The organism is Klebsiella sp. CTHL.F3a (genome assembly GCF_019890895.1).
Taxonomy (GTDB): Bacteria; Pseudomonadota; Gammaproteobacteria; order Enterobacterales; family Enterobacteriaceae; genus Klebsiella; species Klebsiella grimontii.
Genome location: NZ_CP082360.1, coordinates 5624993 through 5642114 on the forward strand (window position 1 = coordinate 5624993; position 17122 = coordinate 5642114).

Below are 17122 nucleotides of genomic sequence, written 5' to 3' on the forward strand. Positions count from 1 at the left end.
CTTGCTTCTTTACATCTATCAGACAATCTGTGTGAGCACTACAAAGGCAGGTTCTTTAAGGTAAGGAGGTGATCCAACCGCAGGTTCCCCTACGGTTACCTTGTTACGACTTCACCCCAGTCATGAATCACAAAGTGGTAAGCGCCCTCCCGAAGGTTAAGCTACCTACTTCTTTTGCAACCCACTCCCATGGTGTGACGGGCGGTGTGTACAAGGCCCGGGAACGTATTCACCGTGGCATTCTGATCCACGATTACTAGCGATTCCGACTTCATGGAGTCGAGTTGCAGACTCCAATCCGGACTACGACATACTTTATGAGGTCCGCTTGCTCTCGCGAGGTCGCTTCTCTTTGTATATGCCATTGTAGCACGTGTGTAGCCCTACTCGTAAGGGCCATGATGACTTGACGTCATCCCCACCTTCCTCCAGTTTATCACTGGCAGTCTCCTTTGAGTTCCCGACCGAATCGCTGGCAACAAAGGATAAGGGTTGCGCTCGTTGCGGGACTTAACCCAACATTTCACAACACGAGCTGACGACAGCCATGCAGCACCTGTCTCAGAGTTCCCGAAGGCACCAAAGCATCTCTGCTAAGTTCTCTGGATGTCAAGAGTAGGTAAGGTTCTTCGCGTTGCATCGAATTAAACCACATGCTCCACCGCTTGTGCGGGCCCCCGTCAATTCATTTGAGTTTTAACCTTGCGGCCGTACTCCCCAGGCGGTCGACTTAACGCGTTAGCTCCGGAAGCCACTCCTCAAGGGAACAACCTCCAAGTCGACATCGTTTACAGCGTGGACTACCAGGGTATCTAATCCTGTTTGCTCCCCACGCTTTCGCACCTGAGCGTCAGTCTTTGTCCAGGGGGCCGCCTTCGCCACCGGTATTCCTCCAGATCTCTACGCATTTCACCGCTACACCTGGAATTCTACCCCCCTCTACAAGACTCCAGCCTGCCAGTTTCGAATGCAGTTCCCAGGTTGAGCCCGGGGATTTCACATCCGACTTGACAGACCGCCTGCGTGCGCTTTACGCCCAGTAATTCCGATTAACGCTTGCACCCTCCGTATTACCGCGGCTGCTGGCACGGAGTTAGCCGGTGCTTCTTCTGCGGGTAACGTCAATCGACAAGGTTATTAACCTTATCGCCTTCCTCCCCGCTGAAAGTACTTTACAACCCGAAGGCCTTCTTCATACACGCGGCATGGCTGCATCAGGCTTGCGCCCATTGTGCAATATTCCCCACTGCTGCCTCCCGTAGGAGTCTGGACCGTGTCTCAGTTCCAGTGTGGCTGGTCATCCTCTCAGACCAGCTAGGGATCGTCGCCTAGGTGAGCCGTTACCCCACCTACTAGCTAATCCCATCTGGGCACATCTGATGGCAAGAGGCCCGAAGGTCCCCCTCTTTGGTCTTGCGACGTTATGCGGTATTAGCTACCGTTTCCAGTAGTTATCCCCCTCCATCAGGCAGTTTCCCAGACATTACTCACCCGTCCGCCACTCGTCACCCGAGAGCAAGCTCTCTGTGCTACCGTTCGACTTGCATGTGTTAGGCCTGCCGCCAGCGTTCAATCTGAGCCATGATCAAACTCTTCAATTTAAGTTTGATGCTCGTGAATTAAACTTCGTAATGAATTACGTGTTCACTCAGAGACTTGGTATTCATTTTTCGTCCGAGGACGTTAAGAATCCATGTCACTTTGAGTGCCCACACAGATTGTCTGATAAATTGTTAAAGAGCAGTGCAACGCGGCTTTCGCTCACCGTTGCGAGGTGGCGTATATTACGCTTTCCTCTTTCAGAGTCAACCCGTTATTTCAGGATTTTTTCTCTTCAACCGACCGGGCTGTTTGTGAAGTGATTCACATCTGCCGTGTCGATGGAGGCGCATTATAGGGAGTTCCCGAGCATCCGCAATAGATAAATTGCAGAAAAATGACTGACTGCTGCATTCCCCAGCAAAACCCCGCTTTATACCCTGTTACACACAGAATTATCCACAGATGATGAAAGATGCCCCCTTATAAAGGCCATCTCTCTTCTCTATATAAGGTCTATCCAGGCGGCATCCGGGGCTAAAAAGAGAAAGATAAAAATTCGCGAGCGTTGCGCAAACGTTTTCGTTACAATGCCGCGCTATAACAAGGATGCCCGGTTGGGTGCGTTAGGTGAGTTTTTAGACAAAAACTCACCTAACGCTCTCTGTAATATTCAAATCCTGGGGATTTAATACTATGCAACAACGTCGTCCAGTCCGCCGCGCACTGCTCAGTGTTTCTGACAAGGCCGGTATCGTCGAATTCGCGCAGGCGCTTTCCGCTCGTGGTGTCGAGCTACTCTCTACGGGTGGTACCGCACGCCTGCTGGCTGAGAAAGGTCTGCCGGTGACCGAAGTCTCTGACTACACCGGTTTCCCGGAAATGATGGACGGACGCGTGAAGACCCTGCATCCGAAAGTTCACGGCGGCATTCTCGGCCGTCGCGGCCAGGATGATGGCATTATGCAACAGCACGGTATCGCCCCTATCGATATGGTGGTTGTTAACCTGTATCCGTTTGCTCAAACCGTGGCTCGCGAGGGGTGCTCGCTGGAAGACGCGGTTGAGAACATTGATATCGGCGGTCCAACCATGGTTCGCTCAGCGGCGAAGAACCATAAAGACGTCGCCATTGTGGTAAAGAGCAGCGACTACGATGCCATTATTAAAGAGATGGAAGCCAACGAAGGTTCCTTAACCCTCGACACCCGCTTCGACCTCGCCATTAAAGCATTTGAACATACCGCAGCCTACGACAGCATGATTGCCAACTACTTTGGCAGCATGGTCCCGGCTTATCACGGCGAGAGCAAAGAAGCCGCCGGCCGCTTCCCGCGTACGCTGAACCTGAACTTCATTAAGAAGCAGGATATGCGTTATGGTGAAAATAGCCACCAGCAGGCTGCCTTCTATATAGAAGAAGAAATCAAAGAAGCTTCCGTGGCGACCGCGCAGCAGGTTCAGGGCAAAGCCCTCTCTTATAACAACATCGCCGATACCGACGCGGCGCTGGAGTGCGTGAAAGAGTTTAGCGAGCCGGCATGCGTTATCGTGAAGCACGCCAACCCGTGCGGTGTGGCGGTAAGCACCTCCCTTCTTGACGCCTACGACCGCGCGTATAAAACTGACCCGACCTCGGCCTTTGGCGGCATTATCGCCTTTAACCGCGAACTGGATGCTGAAACCGCGCAAGCGATCATCTCCCGCCAGTTTGTTGAAGTGATCATCGCACCGTCCGCGACAGAAGAAGCGCTGAAAATCACGGCGGCTAAACAGAACGTCCGCGTCCTGACCTGCGGTCAGTGGACGCAGCGCGTGCCGGGTCTGGACTTCAAACGCGTTAACGGCGGCCTGCTGGTTCAGGACCGCGACCTGGGCATGGTGACGGAAGGCGAACTGCGAGTGGTTTCCAAACGTCAGCCAACCGAACAGGAGTTGCGTGACGCCCTGTTCTGCTGGAAAGTGGCGAAATTCGTGAAATCCAACGCCATCGTCTACGCCAAAGAGAACATGACCATCGGGATAGGCGCAGGCCAGATGAGCCGCGTTTACTCGGCCAAAATCGCCGGGATTAAAGCCGGTGATGAAGGTCTGGAAGTGAAAGGTTCGGCTATGGCCTCCGACGCCTTCTTCCCGTTCCGCGACGGTATTGACGCCGCTGCTGCCGTTGGCGTGAGCTGCGTCATTCAGCCTGGCGGTTCTATTCGCGACGAAGAGGTGATTGCCGCCGCCGATGAGCACGGCATCGCGATGATCTTCACCGATATGCGCCACTTCCGCCATTAATTTACGGAGCAGACGATGAAAGTATTAGTTATTGGCAACGGCGGGCGCGAACACGCGCTGGCCTGGAAGGCCGCACAGTCACCGCTGGTTGATACCGTTTTTGTCGCCCCGGGTAACGCGGGTACCGCCCTGGAACCGACGCTGCAGAACGTAGCTATCGGCGTCACCGATATTCCGGCCCTGCTGAGCTTTGCCCAGAACGAGATGATTGATCTGACCATCGTTGGTCCGGAAGCGCCGCTGGTGATTGGCGTGGTAGATGCATTCCGCGCCGCTGGCCTGAAAATCTTCGGTCCAACCGAAGGCGCCGCGCAGCTGGAAGGTTCCAAAGCCTTCACTAAAGATTTCCTCGCCCGTCATCAAATCCCGACGGCGGAGTATCAGAACTTCACCGACATCGAGCCCGCGCTGGCCTATCTGCGTGAGAAAGGCGCGCCGATCGTTATCAAGGCCGACGGCCTGGCCGCCGGCAAAGGCGTAATTGTCGCCATGACGCTGGAAGAAGCGGAAGCCGCCGTTCACGACATGCTGGCAGGTAACGCCTTTGGCGACGCCGGACACCGCATCGTCATCGAAGAATTTCTCGACGGCGAAGAGGCGAGCTTTATCGTGATGGTCGACGGCGAGCACGTCCTGCCGATGGCGACCAGCCAGGATCACAAACGCGTGGGCAATGGCGATACCGGCCCGAACACTGGCGGCATGGGCGCTTATTCACCGGCACCGGTAGTAACCGATGAAGTTCACCAGCGCACTATGGAACGCATTATCTGGCCAACCGTAAAAGGTATGGCCGCGGAAGGGAATACCTATACCGGTTTCCTTTACGCGGGCCTGATGATCGACAAACAGGGCAATCCAAAGGTTATCGAGTTCAACTGCCGTTTTGGCGATCCGGAAACCCAGCCGATCATGCTGCGCATGAAATCCGATCTGGTCGATCTCTGCCTGGCTGCGTGTGAAGGCCAGTTGGACAAGAAAACCTCCGAGTGGGACGAACGCGCTTCTCTGGGCGTGGTGATTGCTGCCGGCGGCTATCCGGGCAACTACACTACCGGTGATGAGATCCACGGCCTGCCGCTGGAAGAGATTGAGGACGGTAAAGTGTTCCACGCCGGTACGAAGCTCTCTGATGACGATCGGGTGCTGACCAACGGCGGTCGCGTGCTGTGTGCGACTGCGCTGGGCAATACCGTCGCACAAGCGCAGAAGCGTGCCTATGCGCTAATGGCGGATATTCGCTGGAACGGCAGCTTCAGCCGCCAGGATATTGGTTATCGCGCAATCGCGCGCGAGCAAGACGCGTAACAGAGTCCTCGGTTCCCCTTCGCCGCGGGCCGGTGAGGGGGCCACTTTGTGACCACCACACTCACCGTGGCGCTCATCAGCGCATAGCGCATGCGCTTCTGTTCCTGTCTATGCATTGGATTCAGATGCCTCACGCCGCCGCATCAGCTGCTAATCGAATGTATTTTTCAGTAAAACAAACAATTCAGAATCCGATTGCACCCCGAGTTTGCGCATCGCATTACATTTATGCGCGCTGATCGTTTTGATACTTAACTGCTTCATACCCGCAATTTGCTGTAAATCCATACCGTTAAACAGATGCTTCAGCACATCAATTTCACTGCGCGTCAATCTGGAGGTGACGCTCTCATGGTTGTGATTAATCCGCGCGAGGTTGCTGCAAATTTTCGGACTGAGTATACGCTTTTGCACAAACGCCCTTTTAAAGAAGTCCTCAGTGTCCGTCATCGACTCCCCGCGCGCTATCACGCTGAAGTTATGCTGATTGAGTAACTTCCGCAGCTCGTTGCTGTCATGGCAAAACGTATACACCACCACATTCAGCTCAGGGAACTGAGCTCCCAGGCGCAGTAAAATATCCAGCCCTTCGTGCGGGTTTTCTTCTGCGCTTTGCAAATCGGTAACAAGAATATCGACGGACTGGTACATCAGCGCTTCTGAGATTTTGCCCAGGCTCGACTCGGTGATCCGAATATCGCATGTTGCGTCAACGGATTTAATAAGTGTCGAAAGCCCGGAAAGCGTCAGGGGATGGCTATCCATCAAAGCGATCGTTCGAGACGATGGAGACGATAAATTCATCACGCAGCTGCTCCTTGCTTGCTGGCCGAGATGTCCCCGGCCCTTCGTTGTGTACAACACAATTCATGGTTAGCTCTTAAAGACAGGCAACGGGGCCAACTTTTGCCATCCAGGTCCCCTGAGAAAAGAGTTCACTGTCGTTGTGAAAACCCAGCTTTACCATCGCATTGCGCTTATGCGTACTTACCGTACGGATATTACGATGTAACGTCTGCGCGACACGAGAAACATTTTGCCCTGAAAACAGATGCACGAGTACATCCAGTTCCCGAGCGGTCAGCGGGCTATTTGTCCGAGTTGTCTTAGAAAGCAGCTGTTTTGTTTTCGGGCTCAACCACTGTCGTCCGCCTGACATGACTTCGGAAACACATTGTGCCAGCGCCAGAACCGGCTCGTGTTTTAATAGGATGCCGCGGGCATTCGACAAGGCCAACAGCTCAAGCACGCGGGGATCGCGAAAATCGGTACAGATTATAATTTTTATCGCTGGATGTGATTCATACAGGTGGGCCAGCAAGCGCAGCCCATCAAGCATTAGCTCTTTTTCGCCACAGATATCCATGACAATCAGCGCGGGTGGTGCGCTGGCAACGATCGGCGAAATACTGGCAAGATTTCTTACATCGTTTATAGGCTCGGTGATCCCGCAGGCCTGGATCAACACCCGTTTGATACCCAGCGCGGTAATGGGGCATGCATCCATTATCAGCACGCCTCGACCAGGCGATCCTGCAAGAGAGGCACACGATGAGTTTGAGCTATTAATATTATTCATAATACTTTCCTTGTATTATTAGTCACGCTCCCAAACGAAAGGGATATTCTGATTAAAGCACGGACTCTTCCTGAGTCCGCGCTTATTTGTCATTACTGGTATACGAAGGTTAATTGCACCGCGCCGACGATAGTACCTGGCGTCGCTTTACCCTTCGAGCTGTATGCTCGCGCCTGCATATTAAAGGTCGTACTCTGGGTCGCGGCATTAATATCCTGAATCATCGTTGAGGCATTACCCAACGCGGCTCCCGCCGTATTTTGCAGCTCAATTTGTACCCCAGTTGCCGTTCCAGCATTCGAGTACATGGCACTCTCCGTGGCATCCGGCGTGCCGTTCAGGATCATAGTGGCCGATGAAGTCGTCGCCGGGCAACTTATTATTTCAATAGCGATAGGCTTCCACTCTGTGGCTGAGCCGGCATCCGATAATGTCGCAGCCATAATATTCTGCCCCAGATCCACATTAACCCCTCCGGTCGGCACATTAACTTTACACGGAGAAGCTTTAATATTACCAGTGATATTCAGCTGTGTGTCAGCAGCGCTCGCTGACTGCGAGAGTACAGCGGCGGCCAAACATAGCAGTAATGCCGGAGCTTGTTTGCTCAATAAAGATATTGATCCCTTCATCATTTTCCCTTACCGGTTTCCCCCGGAATTATTGTATTTCAGCACGAATAGTGGCCGTTGCGGTGAAGTCACCTGTCTCAGGCTCTTTACCTGTCGTGTTAATTGGAAATAGGCTAATCGACGATGTCCCCACCTGGGAGCTGTAGTCCATCGTCAGCGGTAATTCTCCACCCTGCGGAACGATTGTGTTTCCTGATGGGTTCTGGATTCTGACGCCCACGTCATTGTTGGTCGTCGAGAACGCGGTCGGGTCGTTCGCATCCGGGGTTCCCTGGAAGGAGAGACTCACCTTCACGCCTTCGGAGATATTGGTACAGGCCACGTCAAAGTTGACGTTTTTTGGCGTGAAGTTTTTAGCCATTTCGCCTTTAGTGGCAATATCGCCAGACATGATGCTGCCTAAAGGCACGGTAATAACGCCGCCGCCATTAATCATGCAGGATTGCGGGACGGTGACCGTTCCGCTCATCCAGACGGTTGAAACCGGCGTGCTGGCCTGAGTCGTTGCATCGGATGCGATATACACATCGACGACTTTGGTCAGAGGGATGCTCTGAACCCCCACAAACGGCCGGCGGAAGTACAGGGAAATCGTTCCACGCGCACCGGTTCCGTAAGGGTATTTGTCGCAGCTTACCGAAATGTTCTGGTTGCTGACGCTGGTGAACGGCGTTGCCTTTAAAGCCTGATAGTTGCCGCCAATAAAGACCTCGCTGGCTACGGCCAGGTACTCGTTAATCGCGTAATAGTTGAGGTTGCCATCGCTGTATACCTGGCCGGTATCCGGCACTTTTGCGGTAATATAAGCCCCGGTATAGCTGCCTGAGCAAGAACAGGTCACGTTATAGTTGCCGCTGAGGTTCCACTGATAGGCATTGTTGATCACCCTTCCTGCCGAGTTTTGCGACGGATCGGCTAACAAATAATTCATATCGAAGTTATAGGACTTCTGCCCGGCAGTCGCATAACACTCTGCCGCGCTGGCGGCAGTACTCAGCATCCCCCCCGCCAGAGCCAGACAAAGCAACGCCGCGTTTTTTACACTAGCGAAACAGCATAATAGGTTTCGGCGCGGTATCACGTCGGTGAAAATTTTATTCGTGCGCTCGGTCATTTCCATATTCCGCCTTACCGGCAGTCTCCATTCATAAGTTGAATACCCGATGTCGCCGTTTGTTCAGGCAGACGGTAATTCACCTGACAGGTCTGATCCGCTGAGGATCCCCATTTCAGCGTGAGCGTTCCAGAATCGGCCATGCCCGACAGGTAAACCTGGCCACCGTCGCCAACGATGCTGGCGCCGCTATTTTTGCCATCGCTACCCGCGGTGGCGCCGAAAGGTACCGGCTCGCCGTTGGCGCGAGTCAGCGTCATCAGTACACGCTGGCCGACGTTCGGATCAAAGTCCGCGCGTACCACGGCCCCACGAGTTGGGATCACCGAGGTACTGGTCAGCGTCATATCCACGTTGTCCGGTAAGGTTGATGTGTCGAGTGCGATCTGGTTGCGTCGGTATGCCGTGACGTAAGGCACTACCGCATAGCCGCGCCAGTCAGTTTTCACACCGGTGTTGTTGGCAATGCTCACGTCACCCGCGCCTGGCGCTTTTACCAGCGCCATGGTTTCACTCAGCGGCTGGGAAAGCGTGACCCCGTTTTCATGCACCAGGATACCGCCCTGCAGGCCGTAATCCACGCGGCTCTGGCTATGGTCATAGCCATAACCGACATTCACCTCACCGTAACCGCCTTTGTAGTCGGCGCTGGCGTAGCCGTTCGCCTCTTCACCCTGAGAAGCGAAACCCTGGCTGATACTGTAATTCAGGTTGTCGTCAGGCAGCGCGGTACCACTAAGGCCAACGCTTTGTGAGGTATTACCGTTTTTACTGCTATTAAGGTTGTAGGTGGCGTAGCTTCCCGGCAACCATTTGCTTAATGGGACGCTGACATTCACAGCGACAATCCGATCGGTGTAATAGGTCCGATTTTGATGGCTGTCGACGCCATTGCGGCTATAGGTATAGTTGAGACCATAAGAGATTCCGTTCCAGGTGTTGTTGTAGCCCACGCTGGCCGATTCGGTAGAACGGTTGTTATTCCAGTACTCTTCTTTCACCACGCTTACCGACAGCGAACCTGCCTTTTGCCACAAGTTCTGGCTCAGCGTCAGTTCCGCACGGCTTTTCTTATGATCGTTATAATATCCGTTTTCTCCGGCATAGCTTTCCAGCGCCTCCTGCAATGTATAAAAGCCTGAAGTGGAATAGCGGTAGCTGGCCAGGCTGAAGTTAGTACCGGTTTGCACAAAGCTTTTGCCGTAGCGCAGCCTGTACGATTGGCCGTTGTCTTTATCCTGATGTTCCTGCCTGGACCACGCCTGGGTGATGTCGGCAGATAGCGCACCGATAGCGCCAAGGTTCTGACCAAGGCCGATGGCCAACGACTGATATTTGCTCGCTGCCTGTACCCCGCCATAGATCGTTGCGCCATGTGGCAAACCAAAAATCGCGGTTCCCTGAGTGAACAGCGTTTTTTCAACATCGTTGTTATATGAACGGTACTGGCCGCTAGTGATGCTGTATTTCAGACGTCCTTCGCGCTGAAGAACCGGAACGGAGGCAAAAGGCACGACCATCGTTTGCTCGCTACCATCGGCTTCTTTAATGGTCACGTTCAGGTCGCCACTGCCCGCCGTCGGGTAGAGGTCAGAAATGGCAAACGATCCGGCCGGTACATAACTTTGATAGATGACGTATCCGTTCTGGCGGATGGTGACCTGCGCATTACTCCGCGCAATACCACGCACCACTGGTGAATAGCCTTTGAGGCTGTCCGGCAGCATGTCATCGTCGGAAGAGAGCTGTGCCCCACGAAACGGTACGGAATCAAAAATATCCGCTGGCGAGTTACTGTCACCCAGCGTCAGCTGGCTTCTCAGTACGTGAATGTCACGCTGCAAATAGGTATTGATGGAATCCCAGTGCTCATTGCCGCGGCTGTCACGGTTCCAGGTAGAGTAGTTACGTAAACGCCATGCCCCCAGGTTTGCCCCTGAACGCAAGTTCAGGTAGTACGTATCAGAGCCTTTGCTGTCGTTATTCCGTGCTTCAGTGTTCGCCCCGCTAAAGCTGTAGTTCATCAGTAGCGCAGGTATACCCGCGTCCCATTTATCCGGAGAAACATAACCGCGCGCCTGTGAGTTCAGCGCGGCCTGCGGGATGCTCAGGTTCAAACGCTGCTGGTCAAAGCGGAAGCTGGCAGAGGACTGGTCTATGGCACCGGTGAAATTGGCACATTCATCTGCGGCTGCTATGCCGGGATACATGCCGATTTTTATCCCCATATCGCGGAGCTGCTCACCGCTCAGGCAGGGCTGGAGGCTTTGCTTACCGGAGGCGTCCGTCGCCAGGAAAAATTTCACGTCCCGGGTATCGACCTCTGAACCGTTGAGATAAATATCGACGCGATAGGTTCCCGGCGGCTGTAGCTCACCCTCTTCGAAAACGGATAAATCCGCGCTTCCCTGATCAGGATTATCTATTTCAAGTAACGCCGGGTTGAAGTAGCCCGCCGCATTAGCCAGTTCAGCCCCGCCCATTAACATGGCTATCTGACATGTCACTAGCAAGGCAAGGCGGGAGCGTGAAAACCGCCCCGAAGTATGACTCTTCGTTATAGTGTCCATTTAATTTTTCCATGTATAAACGTAGTTTGGATGACTAACGTTTTTTACTTCCCTGTTTAAGCAACAAAACAGAGCACAGAAGAGGCGCTTAGAGGCTGGCAGTCAGAGCGTTACTGGCGCCGCCATAATCGTTGATAAACTGCCAGCTCAGCGAGCCGCCTGCGACGTTGGCAGGCAAATCGAAACGGGCTTCCGATCGCGGTGCAACCATCGTGACGTTTTTCATCGCGGTGCCATTGATGTTGACGTTGAAAAAAGTGATGTAGTGCGAGGATGGGTTGGTCACCTGAATCTGGCTACCCGCCCGCTTCCAGGCCAGCGTTTTCGCCGCCTCTTCAAGCGTACTCTTAACCCCAGAAGGACGGAAAATGAGCTTGATACGTGTTTTCACCGCAATTTGCAGGGTGTTTTCTTTCTTCTCGGCAGAGGGGATGGATTTGATATTCAGCCAGAACAAAGATTCTTTGTCTTCTGGCAGATTGCCGCCTGCGCGCACTATGCGCAATATGTTTTGCTGATTGCTATCCAGTCGGAATAATGGCGGCGTAACGATAAACGGGGCTTTTTCAGCCTGTGCGTTTTTACCCTTGCCTTCACTATCTACCCATGACTGGATGAGATAAATATTTTTATCGGGATTGCTGAGGTTAATGGATGCCTCTTTCTTCCCGCCGTCATAGATCAGGCGTGTACCGCCGACCACAACCCCAGCCTGCGAAGTCGCACTAAGGGCCATTAATAATGTTGCCGCCACTCCGGCGCGCCATGTTTTCATGCTGTCCCTGCCTGTCTGGATATTCAAAAAAGACCAGAGGCATGGATTGCCCCCTGGTCTGATTTAATTCATTCGAACTTACTGATAAACAACGGTGAACTGGGTTACTGCATTTGCATCACCGACGGTGACGGCATCGGTCAAAGAGATGTAACGCGCGCTGAAGCTCAGCTTATTATCGGCGGTGCTAACCAGAGGGTAAACTGAAGAGTCTTCGTACAGCGGAACAACTTTGTTCTGATCGTCAGAAATCTGAACGCCCACACCTTTAGCAGTGGTGCTACCCGCAGTCAGTGCCAGAACAGAGTTGTCGCCAGAAACCTGGGCGCCATCAAAACGTACGGTTGCGCCGGTCACGGTATCCGGGCAGTTTTTCAGGACCAGAGTGAATTTCTTAGCTGCAGCCAGAGAACCCGCTACCGGGAATGCTGTACGAGCGATGTTGCCCAGGAATACGTCCTGGTTTTGCGACGCAGTGTCAACAGTACATGCTGCGTCAGTGATGCTACCAGTGAAGTTAACTGCGCCGTCAGAAGCGAAAGCAGAAGAAGCAAATACAGAAGTAGCCATCAGAGCAACAGCAAGAAGATTCTTTTTCATTAAATGTATCCCTATTAACAATGTAAATCGATTTACCTGGATAGAACCGGAGATCGAATCAGTTTTGACAAAACCATGTCATTTCCCTTTTATTTAGTCCATGAAGTCTCCGACCCCAATTAATAAAACGCCGTACGGTTTACCCGAAAGACAAACGATTCATTTGAACTAAATTAGGGCTCAATGTAATTAGCTGGTAATTTGAAGTCAATATTGATTTTGACACCCTGCACCAAATTATTTTTATGTTATTTATTTCAATCAGTTACGATTATATCCTCCGTTTAACCTCCGTTTAACTCACTCGGTTTTTTCTTATATTCACGCACCTTATTTAAATAGAAGAATCTAATTAATAAAAAATACATTCGAATATTATGTTGCGTTGTCATGATGATGCAGATTTTTATTCCGAGATTAAGGCTATATTTAATCCCAAAAACCCAAAACAGGTGCATCAGTTCAACGCCTCCCTTTGAAATACCCTGTTACATGCGCTCTACTAAACCCAGCTGAATAGTTAGTTAATGCTTCTTGTATATAAACCGCATCATGAATATTGCGAAGACGCACAATTAATCTTGAATTAACAGTGCTTCCGCACCTCGGTTAGTCAATGCAATGCCACGGCCATGCATTAATTTAGGGGATAAGCTTTAGTCGGCAAGTTTGCTGCCAGGCTATATTTTTTGCCAGATAAAAACATCGTTCCAGGAGACTGCCCACCTTGCTGCAACGAAACCACCAACCGGTATCAGGCCCGATACGGATTTATTTTATTTAGCCCGGGCATTAACCATTTCCGCCCATAATGATAAAGTGTAAAAAGATTGATAAAAAATTATTCAACCGAGGGATGTAGGTGTCAGCCAATTATCAGTTAGCGTTCTCATCAACCCGACATATGCAGTTAAAACGCTTAAAAATCAAACACTCTGGGTGACTTTCTTAAGCAACCAGCCATCTTCACATGGGGGTGGTTGTTTACGTTTTATTAAACCTACTCCTATAAAGATAGCTTAAGCATTTTTTAATCTCGCTAAAATCCTTCCTGGCGTTCTTTTTTAATAACCATGAATATATTATCGCAGAGCCTTTTTATCTTTACCTGCCATTTTATTCACCCCTTTTAAATTACAGTTATAATATAACATTTAGATTAATATCTTTCCTGAGCGATCATTCGGCCGGTAGACGATATTGAAAGATTTTCCTCAAGGTTGTTCAACTCAGGTTCACAAAAGGCTTCATAAAAAAACACGCGCTGGCTATTTAAATTCACATAGGTTGACAAACCTGTCGGAATAGCATTTTGGCTCTCTGCAGACATCACGCAATGCATACAGTAACAATATAATTGGCCATTGCTCCCGCCTGTTTACAGTATGCCGGGGGGATTTCTACCAACTTGAGATAGATTTTAGCGTAAGGAAAATTCTTAGTCTGTTCCGGCATTTTTGCGCTGCAGCGGGTCGTATTTTTCAGATATGCGAAGTTATTCGCCAGCAACGAGGGAGATTTGTCGTTCAGGCAAAAAAAAACGGGACGCAATGCGTCCCGTTTGAGTCGAACCGAGTAGTGTGAGACAGGTCAGGCGGAAAGGCCGCCGTCCAGGACGAGCGTTTGTCCCGTCATATAGGTACTATCATCGCTAACCAGCCATGCCACTGCGCCTGACACCTCTTCTGCTTTTCCGAAGCGCTTCATAGGAATGCTTCGACGCAGCGCCGTCCGCTTCTCTTTCGGTATATTGGCCATAATATCTGTATCGATATAGCCGGGCAGCAGGCAATTAACCCGCACGCCAAAGCGTCCTAGCTCTATTGACAGAGTCCGCGCCAGACCAATCATCGCCGCTTTACTCGCGCCATAAGCGCTCTGCCCGCTGTTGCCCTTCACTCCAGTGACTGACGACATCAACACCACGGAACCGCTCCCCTGCATCATCATTGGCTCTATCAGGATCTGATTCCAGTAGAAGATGGCGTTAACGTTGGTATCCATCACCTGTCGCCAGTTCTCCGGTCGTTGGTGAATGTGCAGCGCATCAAGCGTGATACCCGCATTGTGAACCACGGCGTGAGGAGCGCCGTAGCGTGCCAGCAGCTCGGTAGCAACACGTTTCACCGCCGGTTCATCGCTTCCGTCGCACTGAAAACTCTCGACTTTGCCCGGAAGCCCCTCGCCGGCCCGTTCCACCTCCTGTGCCGCGGCCTCATTCTGGCACCAGGTAAACACCACGTTCCACTCTTTCGCCAGACGAAGCACCGTAGCGCGTCCGATACCCCGGCTTCCACCGGTCACTAATATCCATTTACTCTGCATGGTTTAATGGCTTTTTTCGCTGAGGTATTGGCATAAATCACGAAGCGTCATGTTCGGATGATCAATAAACAGATCGGCGCCAACGGAGACAGCAAACTCTTTCTTTGCCAGTACCATCAATTCCACGTAGTCCAGGCTGTCGAGCTTCAGCTTATGTAGCGGCATATCTGGTTCCAGCTCGTCCATCTCCAGATCCTTCGCATCACACAGCATCTCGCCAACTTTGCGGTAAACTTCATCAAATTGCGTCATGTTTTATTCCTTTAATTCAGACTCTAAAATGGATGTATTTCGTTAACAAAAATTGTCGCCTACGCCGCCAGCGGCCCGGTTTTCAACGTCACCGTAACGGAAATCAGCGGTTCATTGAGGCGCCACGCCTGAATGCCAGCCACTAAAATCAGCCCGGCATGCTTGTCTCCCATCACCAGCGTCGGCTGGATGGAATAATAAAGCGATGTAATGCGCTGGCTTTCCTCCCATTGACTCAGCAGCTGAGGCGAAAAATGCACCTCATGGTGAGTTTGCACGACCTGCACCAGACGAAATACGTCGCGCAGGCTGGCAACCTCAGGCTGAGGAATAAGGCTATGTACGGTTGCAAGCGTTTCTGGCGCATTGACCAGTTCACGGAACAACGCCGCATCCAGAAAGCTCCACAGCGGTGCCGCCGGGCTTTTCACGGCGAGGAATCGATCGTACAACGCCGTTAATGCATCCTCGCCAAGCGTATACGACTGCACGACGGGCGATAACTCTAGCGCTTTAGAACTAACCAGCTTACTGCTGATGCCGGTACGTTGCGTCTGAACGTTTAACAAACTCCCGCTGAGTTGCATCTGCTCATGACGACGCGTTTCGCGGACCGACAGCTGATAGGGTATTCCACACGCTACCGGTTCGCGCAGGCGGCAGCTGAACACCAGGCCACCTGATGCCAGAGCATCTTTTTCCAGAGAAGCGCCGATCGCCGACTTTACATCCAGCATCGCGCGCATACCGTGTACGCATAATCCTTCCAGACCAAAACGCTTCGCTTCGGCAACGTCAAAGTGAATCGGATTATCGTCGCCGGAAAATGCCGCCCAGCGTTCTGCATCACGCAGGCTATAGCACAGGGTCATCATTTCCCCCGTCCGATAACCAACGCTGCATTCGCGCCGCCAAAACCGAAGCTCAGATTAAGCGTTGTGCTCAGGGCTGCCGGGCGATGCGTATTGGGGACATAATCCAGATCGCACGCGGGATCGGACGAATCAAGATGACAAGTGGCAGGCGCTATCTGATGCGCTATTGCCTGAAGGCAGATAATCGATTCAAAACTGCCGGCGGCGGCGATCAGATGCCCGCTGTAGGATTTGGTGCTCGAGCACGGTATGGCATATGCCGCCTCGCCCAGCGCCATTTTTATCGCTTCGGTTTCATTGAGGTCGTTAAGCGGAGTAGAGGTACCGTGCGTATTGATATAATCCAGATCGCAGGCGGAGATCCCCGCCTGTTCAAGCGCATGGCGGATAGTTTGCACCCGCGCAATTTTATCCTCGGCCGGCGCGGTAAAATCATAGGCGTCAGAGAAGTTGCCGTAGCCGAGGATCTCGCCGAGAATATTCGCCCCGCGCGCAATCGCGGATTCCCGCTCTTCCAGGCACACTACCGCCGCGCCTTCACTCAGCACGAAGCCATTGCGATGCAGGCTAAACGGACAGCAGGCGCGGGTGATATCTTCCTGTTCGCTGGCCAGCGCTCCCAGTACGTCGATATTCCACACCGCGCAGTCAGAACGCAGAGACTCTCCCGCCCCCGCCAGCATCATGTTGGCGCGGCCATTGCGGATCAGCTCAAATGCATCACCAATCGCGATCGTTCCGGTCGCACAGGCTGCGACTGGCGTATTCTGATAACCACGTAATCCCCACAGCAGGCTGACCGCCGCGGTAGATGCGTTAGGCATCGAGAAAAAACAGCCGAAAGGAGAACCCACGCCGGTGCGCTGATAATCATCGTAATAGAGTTGAGTTTCGTCCTGACCCGCCCAGCCAGTCCCCATAATGACGCCGCAGTCACGCAGATCGTAATGCTGTTCCGGCGCGTCATCGCCAAACGCCATCTGCATCGCTTCCCGCGCTGCGGCGAGCGTCAGCCGCGCGTAGCGAGGCAGGCGACGGCGAATCGCGGCGGGCACGCCTTTGAGCGAAGGTTCCTCATCGATCAAACCATAAAAGCGGGACTTAATCCCGGCAGCCGATTTATCGCAGTAACGGTAGCCGAGTTTGTACGCCATGATAGCAGCCCAGCTTTCAGCGGAATTCATCCCGAGCGGTGTTACCGCGCCATAACCGGTAACCACGACACGGCGCGGTGTGCTCATCGTCTGTAAAACGTCCATGTCTATGA

At 52.4% G+C, this 17122-nt stretch carries 13 protein-coding genes and 1 rRNA gene; 2 read left to right on the plus strand and 12 right to left on the minus strand.

Translation table 11 applies throughout. The features are described from left to right. Positions 1 to 61: 61 nt before the first annotated feature. A 16S ribosomal RNA gene (locus K7H21_RS26350) occupies positions 62 to 1601 on the minus strand. 634 nt (positions 1602 to 2235) lie between these two features. Here K7H21_RS26350 and purH point away from each other — a divergent pair. Both purH and purD read left to right on the plus strand, forming a co-directional pair. Beyond that, positions 2236 to 3825, plus strand: a complete 1590-nt coding sequence (purH, locus tag K7H21_RS26355; RefSeq protein WP_004127706.1) for a bifunctional phosphoribosylaminoimidazolecarboxamide formyltransferase/IMP cyclohydrolase — start codon at positions 2236 to 2238, stop codon at positions 3823 to 3825. A 15-nt stretch (positions 3826 to 3840) separates the two neighbouring features. After that, on the plus strand, positions 3841 to 5133 hold the full coding sequence (gene purD, locus K7H21_RS26360; RefSeq protein WP_142471200.1) for a phosphoribosylamine--glycine ligase: 1293 nt from the start codon (positions 3841 to 3843) through the stop codon (positions 5131 to 5133). Positions 5134 to 5283: 150 nt separating this feature from the next. Here the strand turns inward: purD and K7H21_RS26365 are convergent, their stop codons facing one another. The 11 genes from K7H21_RS26365 to K7H21_RS26415 form a co-directional block, all read right to left on the minus strand. After that, complete coding sequence (locus tag K7H21_RS26365) at positions 5284 to 5937, minus strand: helix-turn-helix transcriptional regulator (protein WP_004127701.1); 654 nt, start codon at positions 5935 to 5937, stop codon at positions 5284 to 5286. 76 nt (positions 5938 to 6013) lie between these two features. Next, positions 6014 to 6712, minus strand: a complete 699-nt coding sequence (locus tag K7H21_RS26370) for a LuxR C-terminal-related transcriptional regulator (protein WP_224326587.1) — start codon at positions 6710 to 6712, stop codon at positions 6014 to 6016. Positions 6713 to 6804: 92 nt separating this feature from the next. Beyond that, the gene (locus K7H21_RS26375; protein ID WP_139529538.1) at positions 6805 to 7347 is read right to left on the minus strand and encodes a fimbrial protein; all 543 of its coding nucleotides are present in this window, start codon (positions 7345 to 7347) and stop codon (positions 6805 to 6807) included. Between the two features lie 25 nt (positions 7348 to 7372). Then, positions 7373 to 8344, minus strand: a complete 972-nt coding sequence (locus tag K7H21_RS26380; protein ID WP_032742233.1) for a fimbrial protein — start codon at positions 8342 to 8344, stop codon at positions 7373 to 7375. Between the two features lie 128 nt (positions 8345 to 8472). Next, a complete protein-coding gene (locus K7H21_RS26385; protein ID WP_223035469.1) occupies positions 8473 to 11028 on the minus strand; it encodes a fimbria/pilus outer membrane usher protein in 2556 nt (851 codons plus the stop codon). An 88-nt stretch (positions 11029 to 11116) separates the two neighbouring features. Next, positions 11117 to 11803 (minus strand): fimbrial biogenesis chaperone, encoded by a 687-nt coding sequence (locus K7H21_RS26390; RefSeq protein WP_004127684.1) that lies wholly within the window; start codon positions 11801 to 11803, stop codon positions 11117 to 11119. A gap of 78 nt (positions 11804 to 11881) precedes the next feature. Next, on the minus strand, positions 11882 to 12403 hold the full coding sequence (locus tag K7H21_RS26395; protein WP_004127681.1) for a fimbrial protein: 522 nt from the start codon (positions 12401 to 12403) through the stop codon (positions 11882 to 11884). Between the two features lie 1590 nt (positions 12404 to 13993). Continuing rightward, the gene (locus K7H21_RS26400) at positions 13994 to 14728 is read right to left on the minus strand and encodes an SDR family NAD(P)-dependent oxidoreductase (protein ID WP_049123130.1); all 735 of its coding nucleotides are present in this window, start codon (positions 14726 to 14728) and stop codon (positions 13994 to 13996) included. Positions 14729 to 14731: 3 nt separating this feature from the next. Beyond that, positions 14732 to 14980 carry an acyl carrier protein gene (locus K7H21_RS26405; protein WP_004127675.1) on the minus strand — a complete coding sequence of 83 codons (249 nt, stop codon included), beginning with the start codon at positions 14978 to 14980 and terminating at the stop codon, positions 14732 to 14734. Between the two features lie 59 nt (positions 14981 to 15039). Next, positions 15040 to 15855 carry a MaoC/PaaZ C-terminal domain-containing protein gene (locus K7H21_RS26410; protein ID WP_112167348.1) on the minus strand — a complete coding sequence of 272 codons (816 nt, stop codon included), beginning with the start codon at positions 15853 to 15855 and terminating at the stop codon, positions 15040 to 15042. After that, positions 15852 to 17114 (minus strand): beta-ketoacyl-[acyl-carrier-protein] synthase family protein, encoded by a 1263-nt coding sequence (locus K7H21_RS26415; RefSeq protein WP_185910067.1) that lies wholly within the window; start codon positions 17112 to 17114, stop codon positions 15852 to 15854. Before K7H21_RS26415 ends, K7H21_RS26410 begins: the two co-directional genes overlap by 4 nt. Positions 17115 to 17122 lie beyond the last annotated feature (8 nt).